Consider the following 18,471-nt stretch of genomic DNA (forward strand, 5'->3'; position numbering starts at 1 on the left):
TTCCGAGTTCATTTACTGCCCTCTAATTTAGTAATTTCTTGTTTGGTTAAATGATCACTTGTTACAGATATATGCGTTGAATTTTTTTCTCAAACAAATTCTTGATAACCTTGATCTGTGGGAATGCGATTAATAACGTGTGTATCTGTTTCTTGTGTAATCATTTCGTATGTTGTACCTTCAGATTCAAAAACAACTGGGTCATAAACCCCATCTTCTTTCGGTTCTTGTAGTTCCACTTCTTCTAAGCCTTCTTCTTCCAATTCAAAAGGTTGTTCCTCTGAATCATTGTTTACAGCCGCTTTTTCTTGTGCAGATGCAAGGTGAGGTGAAATGGAACTAAAAACGAGAGAAAGCGATAAAACCGAAAGCAATAATTTCGTCTTTTTTATTGAAGATAATAACTCCCTATATTAAGTTTTATTGCCAAATTTCGGCTTATTAACAATAGCAAAGGGAGTAAAAAATAGGAATAGATATATTTCGACATTCAGAATGTTTAAACTTATTAAAGCGCTTAATAATATAAAGAGATGCTTAACGAACATCGTCTGGTTTTGCTCCTTCGCATCGAAGGTTGATTGAATAAACCGTGTAAAAAATTACACGGTCTATCTGATTAGATGATGATTAACAAACAAAAAGCGAAACCTAGACCGAAAACGACTACAAAACTCATACAACGAACAAAAATCTTCATAAAGAACTTTGCTAAATCAGGTTGAATGTACATTTTTGTTACTTCTTCCTTTATTTGATAAACGATTTAAAAGTGACCTAGTGGTTTAGGATGATTTTTGACCGGACAACGACCTCAAAGTATGTATACAGTACTCGCAGAAAAGTAAGCTATTTCTTGAAATTTGAATCCAGTTTTGAACAGATTCGTAGCAGGGTCATGCCTTTTTTTCGTTTGACTATAATATAGGACTTAGAGGACGCAAGTCCGGTTTGAAATATGTAAGATTGTGGCTTGTTCTTACAACACTTATTGTGGTGAACATAAGTAGAAAGATGCTAGTCATAAATAAGGCTTGGCCGCATAAATTTCTATATAAACTGTGCGGGAGTTGAGCGGACTCATGATAAAAAAAGGAACGGTATGTTTACTTATTTGGTGCTTTTTACTTTACTTACCGATAGACAGTATGTATGGAAAAGAGCAAGTGTCATTTCCTATATCTGGACAGGCTGCAATCTTAATGGAGCAAGAGTCAGGACGTGTCCTTTATGGTAAAAATGAACACCAGTCATTAAAAATAGCTAGTATCACAAAAATCATGACGGCGATTTTGGCGATTGAATCAGGCAAATTAGATGAGACTGTTCTTGTTTCAAAGCATGCAGAAGGGACAGAAGGATCTTCTCTCTATTTAGTTTCAGGAGAAAAAATGAAGCTAGAGGATTTAGTTTACGGGTTAATGATGAGAAGTGGAAATGATGCAGCAATTGCGATTGCTGAGCACGTTGGTGGCAGTGTAGATGGATTTGTTTATTTAATGAATGAAAAAGCAAAAGAAATTGGCATGTCTAATACGTTATTTCGTAATCCCCATGGATTAGATACGCACGACGACCATTTGTCTAGCGCATATGATATGGCCATATTAACCCAGTATGCAATGACAAATGAAACGTTTCAAACGATTTCATCTACAAAAAAATACCGCTCTCAAGGTGAACATGTACGTGTATTTCATAATAAGAATCGATTGTTAACAGAGAAATATGATTATTCTACAGGAGGAAAAACAGGTTATACGAAGCTTGCAAAACGTACTCTTGTTTCTACAGCCAGTAAAGACGGACTGAACTTAATTACGGTTACTCTCAACGATCCAAACGATTGGGACGATCACATGAACTTATTTAACTGGGGTTTTACGCAATTTAAGCTACACACTTTAATCGAAGCTGGGCCGCTTAATGTAAGGGCAGATGCATTTTATGAAGATCATCTCACTGTAAAACATCCACTGGTTTACCCGTTAAGTGAAAATGAAAAAACGACGATAAAGCCTAAACTTGAACTAAAAGCTCCTCCTAAAGAAGGGTTTACAAATGAAGAACTTCAACATCCTGTAGGGAAAATGAAGTTTGTGGCGAATGGAGAAGAACTAGAAAGTACCCCTCTTTATTATGAAGAAGGGGAGAAAGAAGAAAAGCGTTCGTTTTGGCAAACCATTCGACAACTGTTTACGGTTGTTATTGGAGCTGGTTCTACGTGATTAACTATATTTGGGCAGGAATGTTACTCATTGGCTTAGTGTATGCAGCGATAAATGGAACGATGAGCGAAGTAACCGAAGGGGTTTTTACAGGTGCAAAAGAAGCGGTTGCGATTTGTATCGGATTAATAAGCGTCCTAACTTTCTGGCTAGGATTAATGAAAGTAGCCGAAACAGCAGGTATTTTAAAGCAATTAGCCAAACTCGTCCATCCGCTTGCCCGAAGAGTCTTTCCAGAAGTACCAAAGGATCATCCAGCAATGGGCTACATTTTGTCCAATTTAACTGCTAATGTATTTGGATTAGGGAATGCAGCTACACCGATGGGGATAAAAGCGATGGAAGAATTGAAACGATTGAACGGAGGGAAGGACGAAGCGAGTCGTTCAATGATTACGCTCTTGGCTCTTAATACGGCATGTTTAACTCTTGTTCCTACGACCGTCATCTCCATTCGGATGTCGTATGAATCTGAAGCGCCTACGGATATCGTTAGTACAACCATCTTTGCTTCAGGGTGCGCTATGATTGGTGCAATTTGTATCGATCGTTTCTTCTATTACTTACGTAGCCGAAAGGGGCGGTCCTCTTAAATGGAATGGTTAACGGCGCTATCGGTTTGGATGATCCCTGTACTTATCGGTGCGGTTATTCTTATTGCTACACTTCGAAGAGTTCCTACATACGAGACGTTTGTTTCAGGTGCAAAAGAAGGCTTTGGAATGTCTGTTTCCATTATTCCTTACCTAGTGGGTATGCTCGTTGCTATTTACGTATTTCGTGCTTCAGGCGCAATGGAAGCCCTCGTTTCAGGGATGGCGCCATTCCTGTCTTGGTTTGGCGTTCCTGCTGATATTGTTCCTTTAGCGTTGTTAAGACCCATTTCTGGTACAGGTGCACTTGGGTTAATGACGGACTTAACCGCTGTACATGGACCTGACTCTTACATTGGGCGACTAGCAGCGACCTTACAAGGAAGTACAGATACGACTTTTTATATTCTCACGGTCTATTTTGGAGCAGTAGGGATTAAAAAGATGGGTGATGCGTTAAAAGTAGGTTTACTTGCAGATTTAGTAGGCATTATTGCCGCTATTTTTATTGTCAGCCTTATTTTTGGATCGTAATATTTAGATGAAACGCGTTTGAAGGAAGCTTGCAAGGAGGCTTCTATCTAACGCGTTTTTTGTTTTTTGAAGGCGTATTCTTTTACGAGCTACTTGTAACAGTAAAGAAAAGTCGTTATGATGATGCAAGAGGTGAGAAAGATGGAACGATTACAGAAAGTTATCGCTCAAGCAGGCGTGGCATCAAGACGAAAAGCAGAAGAGTATATTACGGCTGGTCGTGTACAAGTGAACGGCAAAAAGGTGACAGAATTAGGTGTGAAAGTAAATCCAAATAAAGATCGAGTTGAAGTAGACGGTGTTCCCTTGGACAAAGAAGAGCCTGTTTATTATTTACTTTATAAACCCACTGGTGTTATCTCCACATCAAACGATGAGAAAGGACGAAAAAAGGTAACGGATTTAATTGATGTATCCCAGCGTATCTACCCTGTTGGTCGTTTGGATTATGACACATCAGGGTTATTGTTATTAACAAATGACGGCGAATTTGCCAATTTATTAATGCACCCAAAATTTAAAATTGAAAAAGAATATGTTGTGAAAGTTAAGGGCATACCTGATCGAAAAGAGTTAAAACAGCTTGAAACTGGCATAAAGTTAGAAGACGGGGTAACAGCTCCTGCAAAAGTCAAAATGCTATCAAGTGATCGCAAAAAAAACACCGCGATTATCCGTATCATTATTCATGAAGGAAAGAATCGACAAGTTCGTAGAATGATGGAAGCCCTCGGTTACCAAGTAGAAAAGTTAAAGCGAGAACGGTTTGGTTTTTTAACATTAGGTAACTTAAATTCAGGTGACTATCGCGTCATTAAACCAATGGAAGTCAAACAATTAAAAGAAATGGCTGTCACGAAACCGTCATAAAAAAATGTTAATTCATTTCTGTCCCACGTTATAATAGAACTGTACGAAAACGTTCACAAATGGAAAGGGGGGCGCATCCGTTGAGTAAAAAAAAGCGTTCAATCACTCGACTAATGATTTTACTAATCATTGCGGGTGCAGTTGGCTATACGTTTTATGCCAATTCTCAATCAAACGATGGGGTCGTTCGCGCAGGAGATCAAGCTGAAAACTTTGCTTTGCGGGATTTAGACGATAATCGCTTTGAAATGGCACAGCAAGAAGGAAAAGGGGTCTTTGTTAATTTTTGGGCCACTTATTGTGAACCATGTGAACGAGAAATGCCTCATATTGAAAATGTATATAAAGACTATAAAGGTGACGTTGAAATGATTGCCATCAATGTGGACGAGTCTGAGTTAACAGTCGATACATTTGTATCTCGCCATAAGTTATCGTTTCCCATTGCTATTGACAGAAGACAAGAGGTTACAAGAGCTTATGGTATTCGACCTTTGCCAGCAACACTGGTCATTGATGAACATGGTGAAGTTCAACACTATTATCAAGGTGAAATGACAGAGGTAATGGTAAGGGAGTTTTTTGAAAAGGTAGTACCCGAGGGGTAAGACGGGGGTGAAAAAATGAAAGACAAACTTAAAACGTGTGAATGCGGTCATATTCATAAAGAAGGAACAGACATGTGTGCAGCTTGCGGAAAACCTCTAACAGACGAGGCCAAATCCGAAGGTGTTAACATGCGCTATGAAGGGGCAGCCATCCGTTCTAAAAAACAAAGACGAACGATACTGGATCAGATTTGGGCTTTTTTTTCATCAGTAAAAGTCGGTATATGGATTATTATCATTCTACTTGTAGCTTCAGCAGTAGGGACGTTGTTTCCTCAGGAAAATCTCCGTCCTGGTATAGAAGATGCTGCGACCTTTTATGAGCGAGAATATGGATCGATTGGTTTACTTTATTATAATCTAGGATTAAACGAACTTTACAGTTCTTGGTGGTACATAGCTTTAATCGTTGCTTTAGCGGTTTCCATTGTTGTGGCTAGTTTTGACCGGGGCATTCCGTTATACAAAGCATTAAAAGCTCAGCGAGTAACACGTCACGCTCATTTTATGACACGTCAACGTCTGTTTGCTGCAACAAAAGCGTCAGCATCAACCTCAGACGATTTAGAAAAAGTGACTGTAGCGTTAAAGAAGAAGCGTTATACTATACGCGAAGAAAATGGCAATTTATTAGCTGAGAAAAATCGGTTCGCTCGTTGGGGCCCTTATGTCAATCATGTAGGCTTAATTTTATTTTTAGCTGGTTGCTTAATGCGCTATTTACCAGGTATGTATGTGGATACGACGATGTGGATTCGTGAAGGAGAGCGTGCGCCTGTTCCGGAGGCGTCGGAGTATCTCGTGGAAAACCGTGGCTTTTCAATTGACTATTATGACCCTGAAGATGATCGTTTCCAAGATGCATTCGCCAACAGTAATGGACTTGTCACAGAATCATTTATGACCGACGCAGTGTTATACAAGAGATCGGGAATTCTTGGGGATGATTCAATTGAAAAAGTAGATGAAAAAAACATCTTTGTAAACGATCCGCTAAAGTTTGATTCCTTTTCTCTTTATCAAACCGACTATCGTGAAAATGAACTGCATGAAATGACGTTTACATTGGAACAAAAAGAAACAAATGAAACGTTTGGCGAGTTAACGATTAACCTTATTAATCCAGAAGGAACCTATGATTTAGGCGACGGCTATGAAGTACGGCTAGTAAACTATTTCCCTAATTTTTATATGAACTCAAATAATGAGCCGTCAACCCGTAACAATATTCCGGATAATCCGTATTTCATATTTGAAATGATAACACCAGACACGCCTGAAGGAGAGACAAGTGTTGTTGGAATTCAGCAAAACTTAGAGCCATTGCAGGAAAACGAGTACAAAATGACATTTGTTGATGTGGAATTAGCGAATGTTAGTATTTTAACGGTACGAAAAGATCAAACATTACCTCTATTAATTGCAGGTGGTAGCATTTTTATTATTGGTCTTGTTCAAGGCTCCTATTGGGCACATCGACGTGTTTGGATTCAGCAAACAGATGGAAAAGTATGGATTGCAGGTCATACGAATCGTAACTGGCTTTCTTTTCAAAAAGAACTAAGTGAAAGTCTTGAAGATACGAACTTGTTAACTCCGATGGATCAAGAAGAACAAAAGGAATCAGATGGTTCAGCGGACGTTTCGGGGCAAAAAGGAGATAAACATGCTTAATCTAAGTTTTAATTTATTGCTATTTGCTTTTTTTGCTTTTTTAACGGCAACGGTTTTATTTGCCTTATCATTAGCAAAACAACGTAAAGAACAAGAGCAGAAGCAAACAAAAGCAAGCAAATGGGGTTTGGTGTTTTCTTTACTTGGTTTAGCGCTTTCCCTTGGCTACTTTTTTGCTAGATGGTCGGTTTCTGGTCATGCACCTGTGAGCAATATGTTCGAATACATGACAGCGCTAGCTATTGCCATTTCCCTTGCGTTTTGTATTATTTATTTTATTTATCCAGCTCGTGCCGATGTGGTAGGGTTGTTTACGATGCCAACAGTGATGCTTCTCATTGTGTATGCGTCAACCTTCTCAACAGCTGTTGCACCACTTGTGCCATCACTGCAAATGCCACTCATGTTAAAGTTACATATTATTACAACCGCAATTGGACAAGGCTTGCTTGCAATTGGTTTTGCAGCGGGATTAGCCTATTTAATTCGCACCCTTGATTTAAAGCAAAAAAGTTGGAAGCCACGTATTATTGAGCTTATGATGTACGGGCTACTATGTGTAGTTGCTCATTCTCTTGTTGCCCACGGCTTTGCGGCAGCAGATTATGAAGTAACGTTTAGCTATATAGATGAAAATGAACAAGAGGCAACGATGGTATATGAAGTACCACCGATTGTAGGACCAAATCAATGGGAAAGTCAGACAGAAAATGGAATGGATCCATTCTTTGCTGTACCGGGCAATATTGAAGCAAGTGATTTTAACACATTAATTTGGGCGTTTGCCATTGGTGCCGTTCTGTACTGGGTGATTCGTCTTCTTATTCGTAAACGGATTAGTTTAGCCATACAACCGCTATTAAAAGTAACAAATCCTTTAACATTAGATGAATTTAGCTATCGCGCTATTGCAATTGGATTCCCTGTCTTCGCTCTCGGAGGATTAATCTTTGCTATGATCTGGGCACAAATTGCATGGTCACGTTTTTGGGGTTGGGATCCAAAAGAAGTATGGGCATTAATTACGTTTTTGTTCTATGCCGCCTATCTTCACTTACGCTTAAACAAAGGCTGGCACGGAGAAAAATCCGCTTGGCTATGCGTTATTGGATTCGCTATTATTATGTTCAACCTCGTTTTTGTTAACTTAGTTATTGCTGGGTTACATTCCTACGCTTCGTAAGGAAACGAATGATGACGGAATTGTTACAAATGATTTGTAGCAATTCTTTTTTTTGTGGAAAATTGCGCTTCAAGATTGGCGATTTGTTTTTCAACCATGGTAGACTAAAGAGGATCGTATACTAAAACAGCTCCAGCATGTTCATAATGAATAAAGATAGGTATAGAGGAGGTCTATAATGGATTATCAACCAAGTATTTTAGTTGTAGATGATGAAGATCGTATTCGACGATTGTTAAAAATGTATCTAGAAAGAGAAGACTATCAAATAGATGAAGCAACAAACGGTGAAGAGGCTCTCGCTAAAGCACTTGAAGTGGACTATGATTTAATTTTACTTGATGTAATGATGCCTGGTATGGATGGAATCGAAATGTGCCAACAGCTACGACTATCAAAATCTACTCCGGTTATGATGCTAACAGCAAAGGGAGAAGAAGCAAATCGGGTACAAGGATTTGAAGTTGGTGCAGATGATTATATCGTTAAACCGTTTAGCCCACGGGAAGTTGTGTTGCGAGTAAAAGCAATGCTAAGACGAGCTTCTGCAACTCAATTTGTTCAAACAGATACGCAAACAAAAGATTTGCTTGTTTTTGGTCCGTTATCAATTGATAACGATGCCCATCGTGTAAGTGTAAACCAACAAGAAATTAATTTAACACCAAAAGAATATGAGCTGCTCTATTATTTAGCTCAATCGCCAGACAAGGTTTTCTCAAGAGAACAGCTATTAAAGGACGTCTGGAACTATGAGTTTTTTGGCGATTTGCGAACAGTGGATACCCACATTAAACGCTTACGAGAGAAATTGAATCGAGTGTCACCAGAAGTTTCAGCCATTATATCAACGGTTTGGGGTGTCGGTTATAAATTTGAGGCAGTTAGCGGCTAATGCTCTGGCAAAGTGTAGTAGGGAAGCTTTGGTTGACCATTCTTTTACTTGTTACGGTCGTGTTAACGGTTTTAATGGTGATGATGCTTCGCTTTACGGAAACTAGTACAATTGAAGAGGCTGAAACAAGGCTTAATAGCTATGCAAATATGGCGATTTCAACGCTAGAAAGTCACGATGGTCTTGATGGTTCGTATGAGTATTTAGAAACGATTAGTCAGGAGTTTTCGGTTCATCTATTGCTTGTAGATAGCCAAACAGGAGTATGGAGTACAGCTGCAGGTCGCGAAGGCGAAATGATTGCTTCTGAATTAATTGAAGGATGGTCTTCTTTCGATGAACGTGTGATTGAAACCGAAAGTTACTCACTTGCTGGAGGCGAAGATGACAAAACAGAAATGATTATTTTAGGAGCACCTGTGCAAACAGATGAACTAGACGCCATGATTTTTCTCTATCAGCCTTTATCGGCTATTGAAGAAGCGGCATCTGAAACGCGTAGACTCATTTATTTGTCCGCAGGTATCGCGCTTATTTTAACAACGATTTTTGCCTTTTTCTTATCCTCGCGTATCACGGCTCCGATTCGAATTATGAGGCAAGCTGCGTTAGAAGTAGCTCAAGGGAAGTTTCATACTAAAGTACCGATTTTGACTCAAGACGAAATTGGTCAGCTTGCTATTGCCTTTAATCGGATGCGTAGAGAATTGAATCGCAACATTTCTGAGCTAAATCAGGAAAAGGAACAGTTATCGAGAATTTTATTAAGTATGGCTGATGGTGTCATAACATTTGATAAACACGGTTTAATTCGAATTACCAACCCGCAAGCTGATCATGTCATCCAAATGATGCTGTATGAGGAAGGCGAGGCGGACGTAGGGTCAAAAGTAAAAGTACCAACACAATTGAGACCTCTTTTTGAACGTGTTGTTGAACAAGAGCATGAAGAACTGCTTGAAAAAACAGTTCAAGGAAGAAGCATGGCTATTTTAATGGCGCCATTATACGAAGGTCAATATATCCGTGGTGCTGTAGCTGTTGTGCGAGACGTGACAGAAGAGCGTCGACACGATAAGTTACGTAAAGATTTTATCGCGAATGTTTCACACGAATTACGTACGCCTATTTCTATGCTACAGGGGTATAGTGAAGCAATCGTCGATGGCGTCACATCTACGGAAAAGGAACAAAAAGAAGTAGCACAAATTATTTACGATGAGTCGTTACGAATGGGGCGGCTAGTCAATGAATTACTAGATTTAGCTCGAATGGAAGCAGGGTATATTGAGTTAAATATGGAGGAAATGGGGCTCCAGGATTACTTAGAGCGAATCGTCCGTAAGTTTTCTAGTTACGTAAAATCTGAAGAAATTGATATCCAGCTATTGTATGAGCAAAAAGATACAACCGCTTTATTTGATCCGGATCGCATAGAGCAAGTATTAACGAACCTCATTCATAATGCCATTCGTCATACTGAGAAAGGCGGCTATGTGCACCTTAGCTATGAACGAGATGAAAAAGCGAACATTTTCTCTGTACATGACTCAGGTTCTGGGATTCCTGAAGAAGATTTACCTTACGTATTTGAACGGTTTTATAAAGCGGACAAGGCACGGACTAGACAGCGCGGTGGTACTGGACTAGGTTTAGCAATAGCAAAAAACATTGTTGAAGCCCACGGCGGTACGATATCAGTCCAAAGTAAAGTAGGGGATGGTACAGTCTTTCGGTTCACGATTCCTCGAAAAATGAATAGAGATGGCGAATAAAGACGATCTTTTTTGTTTCATAAGAAACAAAACCGTGGTAGTCTAAAAGAAACCAATAACGTCTAAACGGATACAGCCTAAGCGCTGTCTAACAGGGGAAGCTAGTGAAAATCTAGCACGGACCCGCCACTGTAAATACGTACTCGTATAAGTCAGATAACCTGCCGTTATGTAGAACGTAATCTTTCGTGGACTAAAGAACCATTGTTAAAAGTAGCAATGTTGAAGCAGCACATACGTTCATATGTGCTGCTTTTTTTGTCTTGAGGAAAGCAAGGAGTGAAAAATGAAAGCTCACACGACGTGGATAAGGACGATAGGACCTTACCTTTTCTCTATTTGTTTGGTTGTCATTATTTTTCTACTCGCTATAAGCTTAGGGAGTGTACATATCCCAGTACGAACCGTTTTTTTAACGATTGTTCAAGAAGGGGCGCGTCTCCCACTTGGTGTCGAGTTGACGGATAGTCATACACAAATTATTATGCAAATCAGACTGCCACGGGTGCTGCTAGCGTTTCTAGTCGGTGCCTCTTTAGGAATTGCAGGAGCTGCTTTTCAAGGGCTTTTACGAAATCCGTTAGCAGACCCTTTTACGATTGGTGTTTCATCAGGTTCGGCACTGGGAGCTGTCACGGTTATTTTTTTTCAACTTAGCTTTATCGGCATATGGACCTTACCGGTTGTTGCAATCGTTTCTGGCTTTGTGACCCTATGCCTCGTCCTGTCTTTCACTCGTCTTGTGCAACGCTCGCTTGCAACAGAAACCATTATTTTAACAGGTATTATTGCAAGTTCTTTTTTAGGTGCTTGCTTATCATTAATGGTGGCTCTTTCACAAGAAGAGCTTCGCCACATTATTCATTGGCTCATGGGCAGTGTAGGCATGCGCGGCTGGTCTTATGTGTATTTAATTTCACCATTTTTAGCACTTGGATTTATACTTGTTTGGTTTTGTCGGAATGAATTAAATGCGCTAATGTACGGGGAAATGAGTGCCCACTATTTAGGTGTTGCTGTTAAGAAAAAGAAATTTGTTATTCTTTTAGCGGCAACGCTTTTAACCGGAAGTGCAGTAGCAGTATCCGGAACAATCGGTTTTGTTGGGCTCGTTATACCACATATGGTTCGACTTTTATGGGGTTCAAATCATCAACATGTGTTGCCTTTAGCAGGAATAACAGGTGGTGGGTTTTTAATTCTTGCTGATTTAACAGCTCGAACAATCGTGGCACCAGCTGAACTACCAATTGGTGTGATTACGGCACTTGTTGGTTCTCCTATTTTTGCTTGGATGCTTTATCGGCAAAATAAACGAAAGCAGGGGGCTTAATATGTTAGATGTTCAAGAGGTGAGTGTTCGCTACGGAGATCGTACAGTGTTAAACAATATTTCGTTTTCTGTGAAAAAAGGAGAAATGGTGGGCATTTTAGGTGAGAATGGCAGCGGTAAAACAACTTTACTTCAAGGGATAACAGGAGTTAAGTCGTTTCAATCAGGCCAAGTGCTTTTTAATGATGAGCCCCTTGAAAGAATGAAGGCAAAACAGCGAGCGCGTAAACTGGCTGTTTTAACTCAAGAACCTTTTTCCGCTTTTCATACAACGGTTCAAAGTGTTGTTGAGTTGGGGCGTTATCCATATTTACATGGTTTGCTCCCACAGCTTTCTAAAGCAGACCGAATCATGATTGACCATGCGATGAAAGAAACGAAAGTGAACACCTTAGCACATCGTTCTATGCTGACACTCAGTGGAGGAGAACGACAGCGAGTGTGGCTTGCGCAAGCTTTAGCGCAAGGACCCGAACTTTTATTACTTGACGAGCCGACCAATCACTTAGATCTTGCGCACCAAGTAGTGCTTATGGATTACTTACATCAGCAAGTCAAAAAAAATGCTTTAACCGTTGTCTGTATTTTACACGATGTGAATTTAGCTAGTTTATATTGTGATAACGTCCTGCTTTTAAAAGCAGGAAATGTTCAAGGTTATGGCGAAACACAGCAACAACTAACAAGGGATAGGTTGAGGACCCTTTATGGGACGCCGTTTTCAGAAACAATCGAACAGCATTCAGGTCGTAAACAATTTAGTGTACTACCCTATTATGTAGATGGCGGAGGATGAAAACATGAAGATTTACACTCGAGGTGGCGATAAAGGAAAAACAAGCGTTTTAGGAGGGCGACTGAATAAAACAGATAATCGAATTGAGGCGATTGGTGCAGTCGATGAATTAAATAGCGCCATTGGCCAAGCGATCTATTGTGCACATCAGGAGCATTTATCAAACATCTCAACAGAATTAATGATTGTATCCAATCAATTATTTGATTACGGGGCTGATTTAGCAAACGTAAAAGAGACGATCCCGTATAAAATCACTACTGCTCACACCGAAGAATTGGAGCAACGAATTGATGCGCACACAGAGTCAATGGAACCACTTGCGTATTTTATTTTACCAGGAGGATGCGCCACTGCTTGTGCACTGCATGTTTGTCGTACAGAAGCAAGGAAGGCAGAGCGACGAGTAAATCAACTAGAATCGGGTATTCATCCAGAACTTCAAGTGTACATCAATCGCCTATCTGATTACCTCTTCACTTTAGCTCGGTTAGCAAATAAACAAACAGGAGTAGTTGATGTAGCTTATGAAGGGGAGAAGCATTTCGATTCATAAAAAACAAATAGTTTTCATATAGTTCCCATGGAGAAAAAAAGTGGGAGGCTTTTATGGCATCAATGGTTGATTTTGTTAAACGGTTTAGCATTGTGTTTATGCTGATGTTCGTTATCGGGTTACTTTTCTTTAGCGTAAAATGGATGATAGAAGAAGAACGAATCGTTAGAAGTGACGAATATAATAGCGTGAAGAGTATTTCTTTAATGGATGATGTGTACGCATGAAGAATAACGGTCCACGCATGATAAGCGTGAACCGTTTCTTCATCTTTATAAATCAATCACATGCACAAGTTTAATTTCATCGAATTTTACAAGTTCCTCTACGATTCCATCTTCAACATGTTTGTCTACATTTACGAGCATTATGGCCTCGCCACCAACAGATTTCCGACCAACTTGCATTGTTGCAATGTTGACATCGTGCTGCGCTAGTAACTGCCCCATTTTGCCAATAACACCTGGACGATCAAAGTGCTGAATATAAAGAATATGTCCTTGGGCGACAATATCAACAGAAAATTCGTTAAGAGAAACAATACGAGGACCATAATCTTTAATATACGTTGCTTTTATTTCAAACGAACGTTCTTCACCAACCGCTACAGCATGGATAAGATTTTCGTAACCAAAATGATCGGTCAGCTGCTTTTCACCATAATTAATGCCACGCTCTCTAGCAATTAATGACGCATTGACATCATTGACAGCGGCATCCACTCGTGGCTGTAAAAAACCAGCCATTAAGCTTCTTGTTAAAATGCTCGTATCTCCTTGAGTTGTTGACCCACTGTAGTACACATTAATTTCTTGGACAGGAATGCGCATTAGTTGTGATAATAACGAACCCATCGTTCTTGCTAAATCATACTGAGGTTTAATTTTCTCATAAAGCTCTTTTGATAGAGTGGGCAGATTAATGGAATTTCTTGCTGGCTCTCCTTGAAGAAAAGCAAGAACCTCTTCTGCCACTTGTGACGCCACATTTAGCTGTGCTTCTTTTGTGGAAGCTGCAATATGTGGTGTTGCGACGACGTTAGGATGTTTAATAAGCGCTTGATCTGTTACTGGTTCTTCTGTAAACACATCTAAAGCTGCTCCGGCTACGTGGCCAGTTTCTAGAAAATGATAAAGGGCCTTTTCATCAATAATGCCACCTCTTGCACAGTTGATTAAATAAACACCTTTTTTCGTTAATGGGATGGTTTCCATATTTAATAAACCTTTTGTTTCTTTTGTTAGTGGTGTATGGACAGTAATAATATCCGCTTTCCGTAAAACATCGTGTAAATCTGTTTTTTGAATGCCTAATTTCTCCGCTCGTTCCACTGTTAAGAATGGATCGTAAACCACTACTTCCATCTCAAATGCTTTCGCGCGACGAGCAAGTTGCGTACCAATTCTACCGAATCCAATAATACCGAGCTTTTTTTTATTTAATTCTGCTCCTTGATACAATTTGCGTTCCCATTTCCCATCTTTTAATGATGCGTTTGCTTGAGGGATGTTACGTAATAACGAGCACATCATCGCAAATGTGTGCTCTGCAGTTGAAATCGTGTTTCCATCAGGGGCATTGATGACGACAACACCGTGCTTAGTAGCGGCTTGCACATCAACGTTATCAACACCTACACCGGCTCTGGCGATGATTTTTACATTTGGCATTTGTGCTAGTGTTTTTTCTGTTACAGTTGTTCCGCTACGAATTAGAAGGGCATCATATTGTGCTAGATCGTCTGCATCTTGAATACTTCTTTGATCAACACGAACGTCTGATGCTTGTAATAGTGGTGCTAACCCTGCTTCGCTCATACTGTCTGCTACTAAAACGCGATACTGTCTCTCTTTGTCCATTTCTGTTTCTCTCCTTTTAAAAAAAATAAAAAAAAACACAGCTTTCCATTGAAAGCTGTGAGGGGCGATTAAGCGCGGTACCACCCTCATTTATGTAAGTACATTCATTACATAACTCAATTCATAACGGAGATCCCGGAACTTACCTACTGTTATTCGATAAGCCTACTCAGAAGTGCTATTCAAGAAGGTATCACTGATTTTCACCAACCATCAGCTCTCTGGATCAACCGTTATCTTGTCATCTCTTCATCATTGTATTTAAACGATTCAGTTTTTAGTACTGTACCATATAAAAGGTTTGAACGTCAACTACTAATTATTCGTCATTTGATATTAATATTGTAAAAAACAAGTTCTCTGAAGAATATTTTGCTTATATAACGAAAGATTTCACATTCTATGTTTATTTCATTCGTATTTCATTGGGTCTCCATCAAACGGTGCTGATGCAATTTTAATTGAATCCGTTGGGCACCCATTTTTCGCATCAATAACATCGTCTACAAGAACATCCGGGATTAACGCAGATCCAGTATTATCGTCTATGTAGACATAAGCCAGCCCTTCATCATTGTAATCATAAATATCAGGAGCAACAGCACCGCATGCACCACATGCAATACATGTATCCATATCTACAATGGTAAAGCATTTGTTTGTCATCCTTTTACTCCTCTTTGACTCTAATGGATTCCATTGTAGCAGATATTCAGTTTTTAACAATGAAAAAAGCAAAAAGCTTTGCTAAAATAAAAGGATGGACGGATGGAGGTTACTTATGAGAGAAGACCTAATCGTTACAGCACTTGCGTTATTCCGAGGGAAACGTTCCGCTATGGCTGCGTATCATCTTCTACAAGGAAAGCGAACGATACAAACGGTTCAAGATGGCACGTTTTTTAATCAACTCTATCTTTTTGGCACGTTGCCACAGTTAACAAAAGAAGCATACCAACATATACTTGAAACACTAGAGACGAATCAAATCATTACGTTTGAGAACGAAGTGTGTGTGCCAACGAAAAAGGCAAAGGCTCAAAAAGATGCCTATCTTCGTGGGCATTCTTATTTATATCAATTAAACGGGTGGATGTTTGGTAAAGTGGAACGTCGTTTTTGGGAACGGTTCTCATTGCTCATTCAATCACTTAATCACGTATATGAAAAAGCGCCATTTGCGCCAACAACTCATAATGTTTGGAACCAACAATGGGTACGTGGCATTTTAAAACAGTATGAACATGATGTAACGCCATTAAACAATCAACTTTATTGGGAATGTGATACCATTTTACGTGAGCAGTCTACACTAAACGCTGAACTATTTGTTCGACAGCTTTCTAGACCAAAACGGGTAGGCCTAACAAAAGCACAGCTTGCGCAGATTTATAAGCTTGACGCGTTAGAGGTCCAGCTTCGTACTCAGGCGGTCATTCATACGTTTTGTTCCTATGCATACAACCAGCATGATACCTATCCGGTTTTATCGCAATGCTTTGCACATAATGAAGTGAGTCGATTAACTGCGTCTGCAAATAAAACAAAGCAGCTATTAGATCAAAATATGAAACTAGAACGCATCGCAGCGATTCGAAAGTTAAAACCAGCAACAGTGGAAGATCATGTTGTTGAAATTGCAATGAGTGACAATCAATTTTCAATCGAGCCGTTTGTGCATCACTCTATGCAAAAGCAAATTGAAACGGTTTTGCATCAGCAAGCCGATATGAAACTTAGAGACATACGAAACAAAATGGGGGAGCACGTAAGTTATTTTCAAATTCGCCTCGTTTTAGCAAAGAGAGAAAGGAATCAGTATGTTAGAGCGTGACTTACAACGATTGTTTGGTTTTCAGTCATTTAAAGAAGGCCAAAAAGAAATTATTGAAGCGTTCATGGCGGGTAATGATGTGTTTGCCATGTTACCTACTGGTAGAGGAAAGTCTTTATGCTACCAACTTCCTGCATTTTTAGCGGAGGGATTAACAATTGTCGTTTCACCACTACTTTCTCTTATGGAAGATCAAGTGGCACAATTAAAAAAAGCAGGTCGAAAACAAGTAGTAGCGCTTAACAGTTTTTCTTCAAAACAAGAACGGCAAAAGCTTCTTCAACAAGTGAATGACTATAAAATTGTCTATTTGTCACCTGAGATGCTCCAAGCACAAGATGTACTGAACGCGCTAAGCAAGCAGCAGATTTCGTATTTTGTTATCGATGAAGCGCACTGTATTTCCTATTGGGGGCATGATTTTCGCGCAGATTATTTACGGTTAAGAGAAGTGAAGGCGCTGCTTGACCATCCACCGACTTTAGCCATTACAGCTACCGCTGATGAGACCGTTCGCACAGATATAAAAAATCAGCTTCAATTACGAGAGCCAGTTGAAATTCTCGATCGTGTGAATCGTGAAAATATCACTTTATTTGTTGAAAAGTATGAAACGACTGAACAAAAAGTAATTCGACTCAAACAGATTGTTCAACAATATGAGCTACCTGGTTTAGTATACGCGCAAACAAGAGCACAAGCTGAGTGGTATTGTGAACAACTTCAGCGAGATTGTCCAGAGCTTTCAATAGGCTATTACCACGGTGGTATGGATAGCATGGATCGTATGCTCGTACAGGAGCAGTTTCTTTCAAATCAGTTAGATTTAATCTGTGCAACAAATGCTTTTGGAATGGGTGTAAACAAACAAGACATTCGTTTCATTATTCATTTACAACAACCCCTTGATGTTGCATCTTATTTACAAGAGATTGGCCGGGCTGGGCGAGACGGGTTACCAAGCTTAGCCCTCGTTCTTCTTTCGCCTGAAGATCCATTTTATGCATCTCGACTTATTCAAAATCGAGTTGAAGAGAGGGGGTTATTAGAAGCATTGCCGCATATTCTTGCAATGCCTTTTACCAATAAAAGTGAATTGCGAATAAGGCTTGAGCAATCGTACGGTGAGCAAGGTCAGATGATTTTATTTTTACTTGAAAAATGGGGCGTAATCGTAGATGATAAAGGAACATGGAAGAATCAACACGAAACCATTACTAAATTAAAAGCGTACTTTGAAAAACAAGAACAAACAAGGCAACAGCGTCTTGATACGATGACAATATATAGTGAAAATCACAATCAGTGCAGACGTAACCTGTTGCTTCGTCCTTTTGATGAGTATGCAAGGTTGCAGGCCAATTGTTGTGATATTTGTGGAGCGACCCTCGATTCGTTTCAAAAACAAAAGCAACAACCAGCTAAGGGTCTCTTTCAATGGGATGAAGAGCTTGCCTATATCTTTAATCAACCGTATATAGAAAGGGGTACAAAAGGTGAATGAGGTAAAAATGGAAGAGTTTGAGGAGTTAAGTGAAGAGAATCGGCTACCATCTCGCATGAATGCTCAAAAACGCAAACGAAGCAAAACAACGAAAAAGAAGCCACTATTTTTGCCGAGAATTTTGTTTGCCTTATTTTTTAGTTTAGTTGGAGCAATTTTAGTCATGGCGTTTCTCTTTTTAGTCTAATTTGCACTTGTAAGACATACCTTTTACAAAAAGAGGTGATAG

Annotated in this window: 18 protein-coding genes, 1 pseudogene, 1 riboswitch and 1 other annotated feature; of the genes and pseudogenes, 16 read left to right on the forward strand and 3 right to left on the reverse strand. The window is 39.6% G+C overall.

All coding sequences use genetic code 11. From position 1 onward, the window contains the following. Positions 1-89: 89 nt before the first annotated feature. Positions 90-374, reverse strand: coding sequence for a hypothetical protein (locus BK583_RS09775; RefSeq protein ID WP_055737622.1), 285 nt, complete (start codon positions 372-374; stop codon positions 90-92). A gap of 708 nt (positions 375-1,082) precedes the next feature. On the opposite strand from BK583_RS09775, the gene BK583_RS09780 reads away from it, so the two are divergent. The 13 genes and pseudogenes from BK583_RS09780 (at position 1,083) to BK583_RS20700 (ending at position 13,272) form a co-directional block, all read left to right on the forward strand. After that, on the forward strand, positions 1,083-2,228 hold the full coding sequence (locus BK583_RS09780; protein ID WP_055737623.1) for a D-alanyl-D-alanine carboxypeptidase family protein: 1,146 nt from the start codon (positions 1,083-1,085) through the stop codon (positions 2,226-2,228). 20 nt (positions 2,229-2,248) lie between these two features. Beyond that, positions 2,249-2,821 carry a nucleoside recognition domain-containing protein gene (locus BK583_RS09785; RefSeq protein ID WP_371836671.1) on the forward strand — a complete coding sequence of 191 codons (573 nt, stop codon included), beginning with the start codon at positions 2,249-2,251 and terminating at the stop codon, positions 2,819-2,821. Next, complete coding sequence (locus tag BK583_RS09790) at positions 2,822-3,355, forward strand: spore maturation protein (protein WP_055737625.1); 534 nt, start codon at positions 2,822-2,824, stop codon at positions 3,353-3,355. 141 nt (positions 3,356-3,496) lie between these two features. Continuing rightward, on the forward strand, positions 3,497-4,225 hold the full coding sequence (locus BK583_RS09795; protein ID WP_055737626.1) for a pseudouridine synthase: 729 nt from the start codon (positions 3,497-3,499) through the stop codon (positions 4,223-4,225). Positions 4,226-4,305: 80 nt separating this feature from the next. Further along, positions 4,306-4,833, forward strand: a complete 528-nt coding sequence (gene resA / locus BK583_RS09800; protein ID WP_236702484.1) for a thiol-disulfide oxidoreductase ResA — start codon at positions 4,306-4,308, stop codon at positions 4,831-4,833. Between the two features lie 15 nt (positions 4,834-4,848). Further along, the gene (resB, locus tag BK583_RS09805) at positions 4,849-6,507 is read left to right on the forward strand and encodes a cytochrome c biogenesis protein ResB (RefSeq protein WP_055737628.1); all 1,659 of its coding nucleotides are present in this window, start codon (positions 4,849-4,851) and stop codon (positions 6,505-6,507) included. Next, positions 6,500-7,690 (forward strand): c-type cytochrome biogenesis protein CcsB, encoded by a 1,191-nt coding sequence (gene ccsB, locus BK583_RS09810; protein WP_038480370.1) that lies wholly within the window; start codon positions 6,500-6,502, stop codon positions 7,688-7,690. Before resB ends, ccsB begins: the two co-directional genes overlap by 8 nt. Positions 7,691-7,868: 178 nt before the next feature. Beyond that, positions 7,869-8,585 carry a response regulator transcription factor gene (locus BK583_RS09815; RefSeq protein WP_038480367.1) on the forward strand — a complete coding sequence of 239 codons (717 nt, stop codon included), beginning with the start codon at positions 7,869-7,871 and terminating at the stop codon, positions 8,583-8,585. Continuing rightward, entirely contained in the window at positions 8,585-10,360 is a 1,776-nt protein-coding gene (locus BK583_RS09820) for an ATP-binding protein (protein ID WP_055737629.1), read from the forward strand. The genes BK583_RS09815 and BK583_RS09820 overlap by 1 nt, the downstream gene beginning before the upstream one ends. Positions 10,361-10,413: 53 nt before the next feature. Further along, positions 10,414-10,543, forward strand: a riboswitch (cobalamin riboswitch). A gap of 103 nt (positions 10,544-10,646) precedes the next feature. Further along, complete coding sequence (locus tag BK583_RS09825) at positions 10,647-11,693, forward strand: FecCD family ABC transporter permease (protein WP_051667528.1); 1,047 nt, start codon at positions 10,647-10,649, stop codon at positions 11,691-11,693. 85 nt (positions 11,694-11,778) lie between these two features. Further along, positions 11,779-12,205: pseudogene (locus tag BK583_RS21440) on the forward strand (ABC transporter ATP-binding protein); the annotation flags it as partial. Between the two features lie 288 nt (positions 12,206-12,493). After that, complete coding sequence (locus tag BK583_RS09835; protein WP_055737631.1) at positions 12,494-13,045, forward strand: cob(I)yrinic acid a,c-diamide adenosyltransferase; 552 nt, start codon at positions 12,494-12,496, stop codon at positions 13,043-13,045. A gap of 53 nt (positions 13,046-13,098) precedes the next feature. After that, positions 13,099-13,272 carry a hypothetical protein gene (locus BK583_RS20700; RefSeq protein WP_158318527.1) on the forward strand — a complete coding sequence of 58 codons (174 nt, stop codon included), beginning with the start codon at positions 13,099-13,101 and terminating at the stop codon, positions 13,270-13,272. Between the two features lie 45 nt (positions 13,273-13,317). Here BK583_RS20700 and serA read toward each other — a convergent pair whose 3' ends face one another. Both serA and BK583_RS09845 read right to left on the reverse strand, forming a co-directional pair. Continuing rightward, positions 13,318-14,904: a phosphoglycerate dehydrogenase gene (serA, locus tag BK583_RS09840; protein WP_038480359.1), complete on the reverse strand. Its 1,587-nt coding sequence runs from the start codon at positions 14,902-14,904 to the stop codon at positions 13,318-13,320. A gap of 57 nt (positions 14,905-14,961) precedes the next feature. Continuing rightward, positions 14,962-15,169 (reverse strand) — a binding site (T-box leader). A gap of 146 nt (positions 15,170-15,315) precedes the next feature. Next, positions 15,316-15,570, reverse strand: a complete 255-nt coding sequence (locus tag BK583_RS09845) for a ferredoxin (RefSeq protein WP_055737632.1) — start codon at positions 15,568-15,570, stop codon at positions 15,316-15,318. A 115-nt stretch (positions 15,571-15,685) separates the two neighbouring features. Between BK583_RS09845 and BK583_RS09850 the strand changes: the two genes are divergently transcribed. From BK583_RS09850 to BK583_RS09860, 3 genes are read left to right on the forward strand one after another with little or no spacing between them, the layout of a single operon-like run. Next, positions 15,686-16,738: a YpbB family protein gene (locus BK583_RS09850; RefSeq protein ID WP_055737633.1), complete on the forward strand. Its 1,053-nt coding sequence runs from the start codon at positions 15,686-15,688 to the stop codon at positions 16,736-16,738. Beyond that, the gene (locus BK583_RS09855; RefSeq protein ID WP_055737634.1) at positions 16,725-18,242 is read left to right on the forward strand and encodes a RecQ family ATP-dependent DNA helicase; all 1,518 of its coding nucleotides are present in this window, start codon (positions 16,725-16,727) and stop codon (positions 18,240-18,242) included. Before BK583_RS09850 ends, BK583_RS09855 begins: the two co-directional genes overlap by 14 nt. Continuing rightward, entirely contained in the window at positions 18,235-18,429 is a 195-nt protein-coding gene (locus tag BK583_RS09860) for a hypothetical protein (protein WP_055737635.1), read from the forward strand. Before BK583_RS09855 ends, BK583_RS09860 begins: the two co-directional genes overlap by 8 nt. Positions 18,430-18,471 lie beyond the last annotated feature (42 nt).

This window comes from Shouchella oshimensis (assembly GCF_002019765.1).
In the GTDB taxonomy this organism is placed as follows: Bacteria; Bacillota; Bacilli; order Bacillales; family Bacillaceae_D; genus Shouchella; species Shouchella oshimensis.

What these genes read in the sequence shown, in the direction of transcription:
- BK583_RS09780 (WP_055737623.1), top strand. Translation starts at nt 1,083, where the DNA reads ATGATAAAAAAAGGAACGGTATGTTTACTTATTTGGTGCTTTTTACTT.
- BK583_RS09785 (WP_371836671.1), top strand. Translation starts at nt 2,249, where the DNA reads ATGTTACTCATTGGCTTAGTGTATGCAGCGATAAATGGAACGATGAGC.
- BK583_RS09790 (WP_055737625.1), top strand. Translation starts at nt 2,822, where the DNA reads ATGGAATGGTTAACGGCGCTATCGGTTTGGATGATCCCTGTACTTATC.
- BK583_RS09795 (WP_055737626.1), top strand. Translation starts at nt 3,497, where the DNA reads ATGGAACGATTACAGAAAGTTATCGCTCAAGCAGGCGTGGCATCAAGA.
- resB (WP_055737628.1), top strand. Translation starts at nt 4,849, where the DNA reads ATGAAAGACAAACTTAAAACGTGTGAATGCGGTCATATTCATAAAGAA.
- ccsB (WP_038480370.1), top strand. Translation starts at nt 6,500, where the DNA reads ATGCTTAATCTAAGTTTTAATTTATTGCTATTTGCTTTTTTTGCTTTT.
- BK583_RS09815 (WP_038480367.1), top strand. Translation starts at nt 7,869, where the DNA reads ATGGATTATCAACCAAGTATTTTAGTTGTAGATGATGAAGATCGTATT.
- BK583_RS09820 (WP_055737629.1), top strand. Translation starts at nt 8,585, where the DNA reads ATGCTCTGGCAAAGTGTAGTAGGGAAGCTTTGGTTGACCATTCTTTTA.
- BK583_RS09825 (WP_051667528.1), top strand. Translation starts at nt 10,647, where the DNA reads ATGAAAGCTCACACGACGTGGATAAGGACGATAGGACCTTACCTTTTC.
- BK583_RS09835 (WP_055737631.1), top strand. Translation starts at nt 12,494, where the DNA reads ATGAAGATTTACACTCGAGGTGGCGATAAAGGAAAAACAAGCGTTTTA.
- BK583_RS20700 (WP_158318527.1), top strand. Translation starts at nt 13,099, where the DNA reads ATGGCATCAATGGTTGATTTTGTTAAACGGTTTAGCATTGTGTTTATG.
- serA (WP_038480359.1), bottom strand. Translation starts at nt 14,904, where the DNA reads ATGGACAAAGAGAGACAGTATCGCGTTTTAGTAGCAGACAGTATGAGC.
- BK583_RS09845 (WP_055737632.1), bottom strand. Translation starts at nt 15,570, where the DNA reads ATGACAAACAAATGCTTTACCATTGTAGATATGGATACATGTATTGCA.
- BK583_RS09850 (WP_055737633.1), top strand. Translation starts at nt 15,686, where the DNA reads ATGAGAGAAGACCTAATCGTTACAGCACTTGCGTTATTCCGAGGGAAA.
- BK583_RS09855 (WP_055737634.1), top strand. Translation starts at nt 16,725, where the DNA reads ATGTTAGAGCGTGACTTACAACGATTGTTTGGTTTTCAGTCATTTAAA.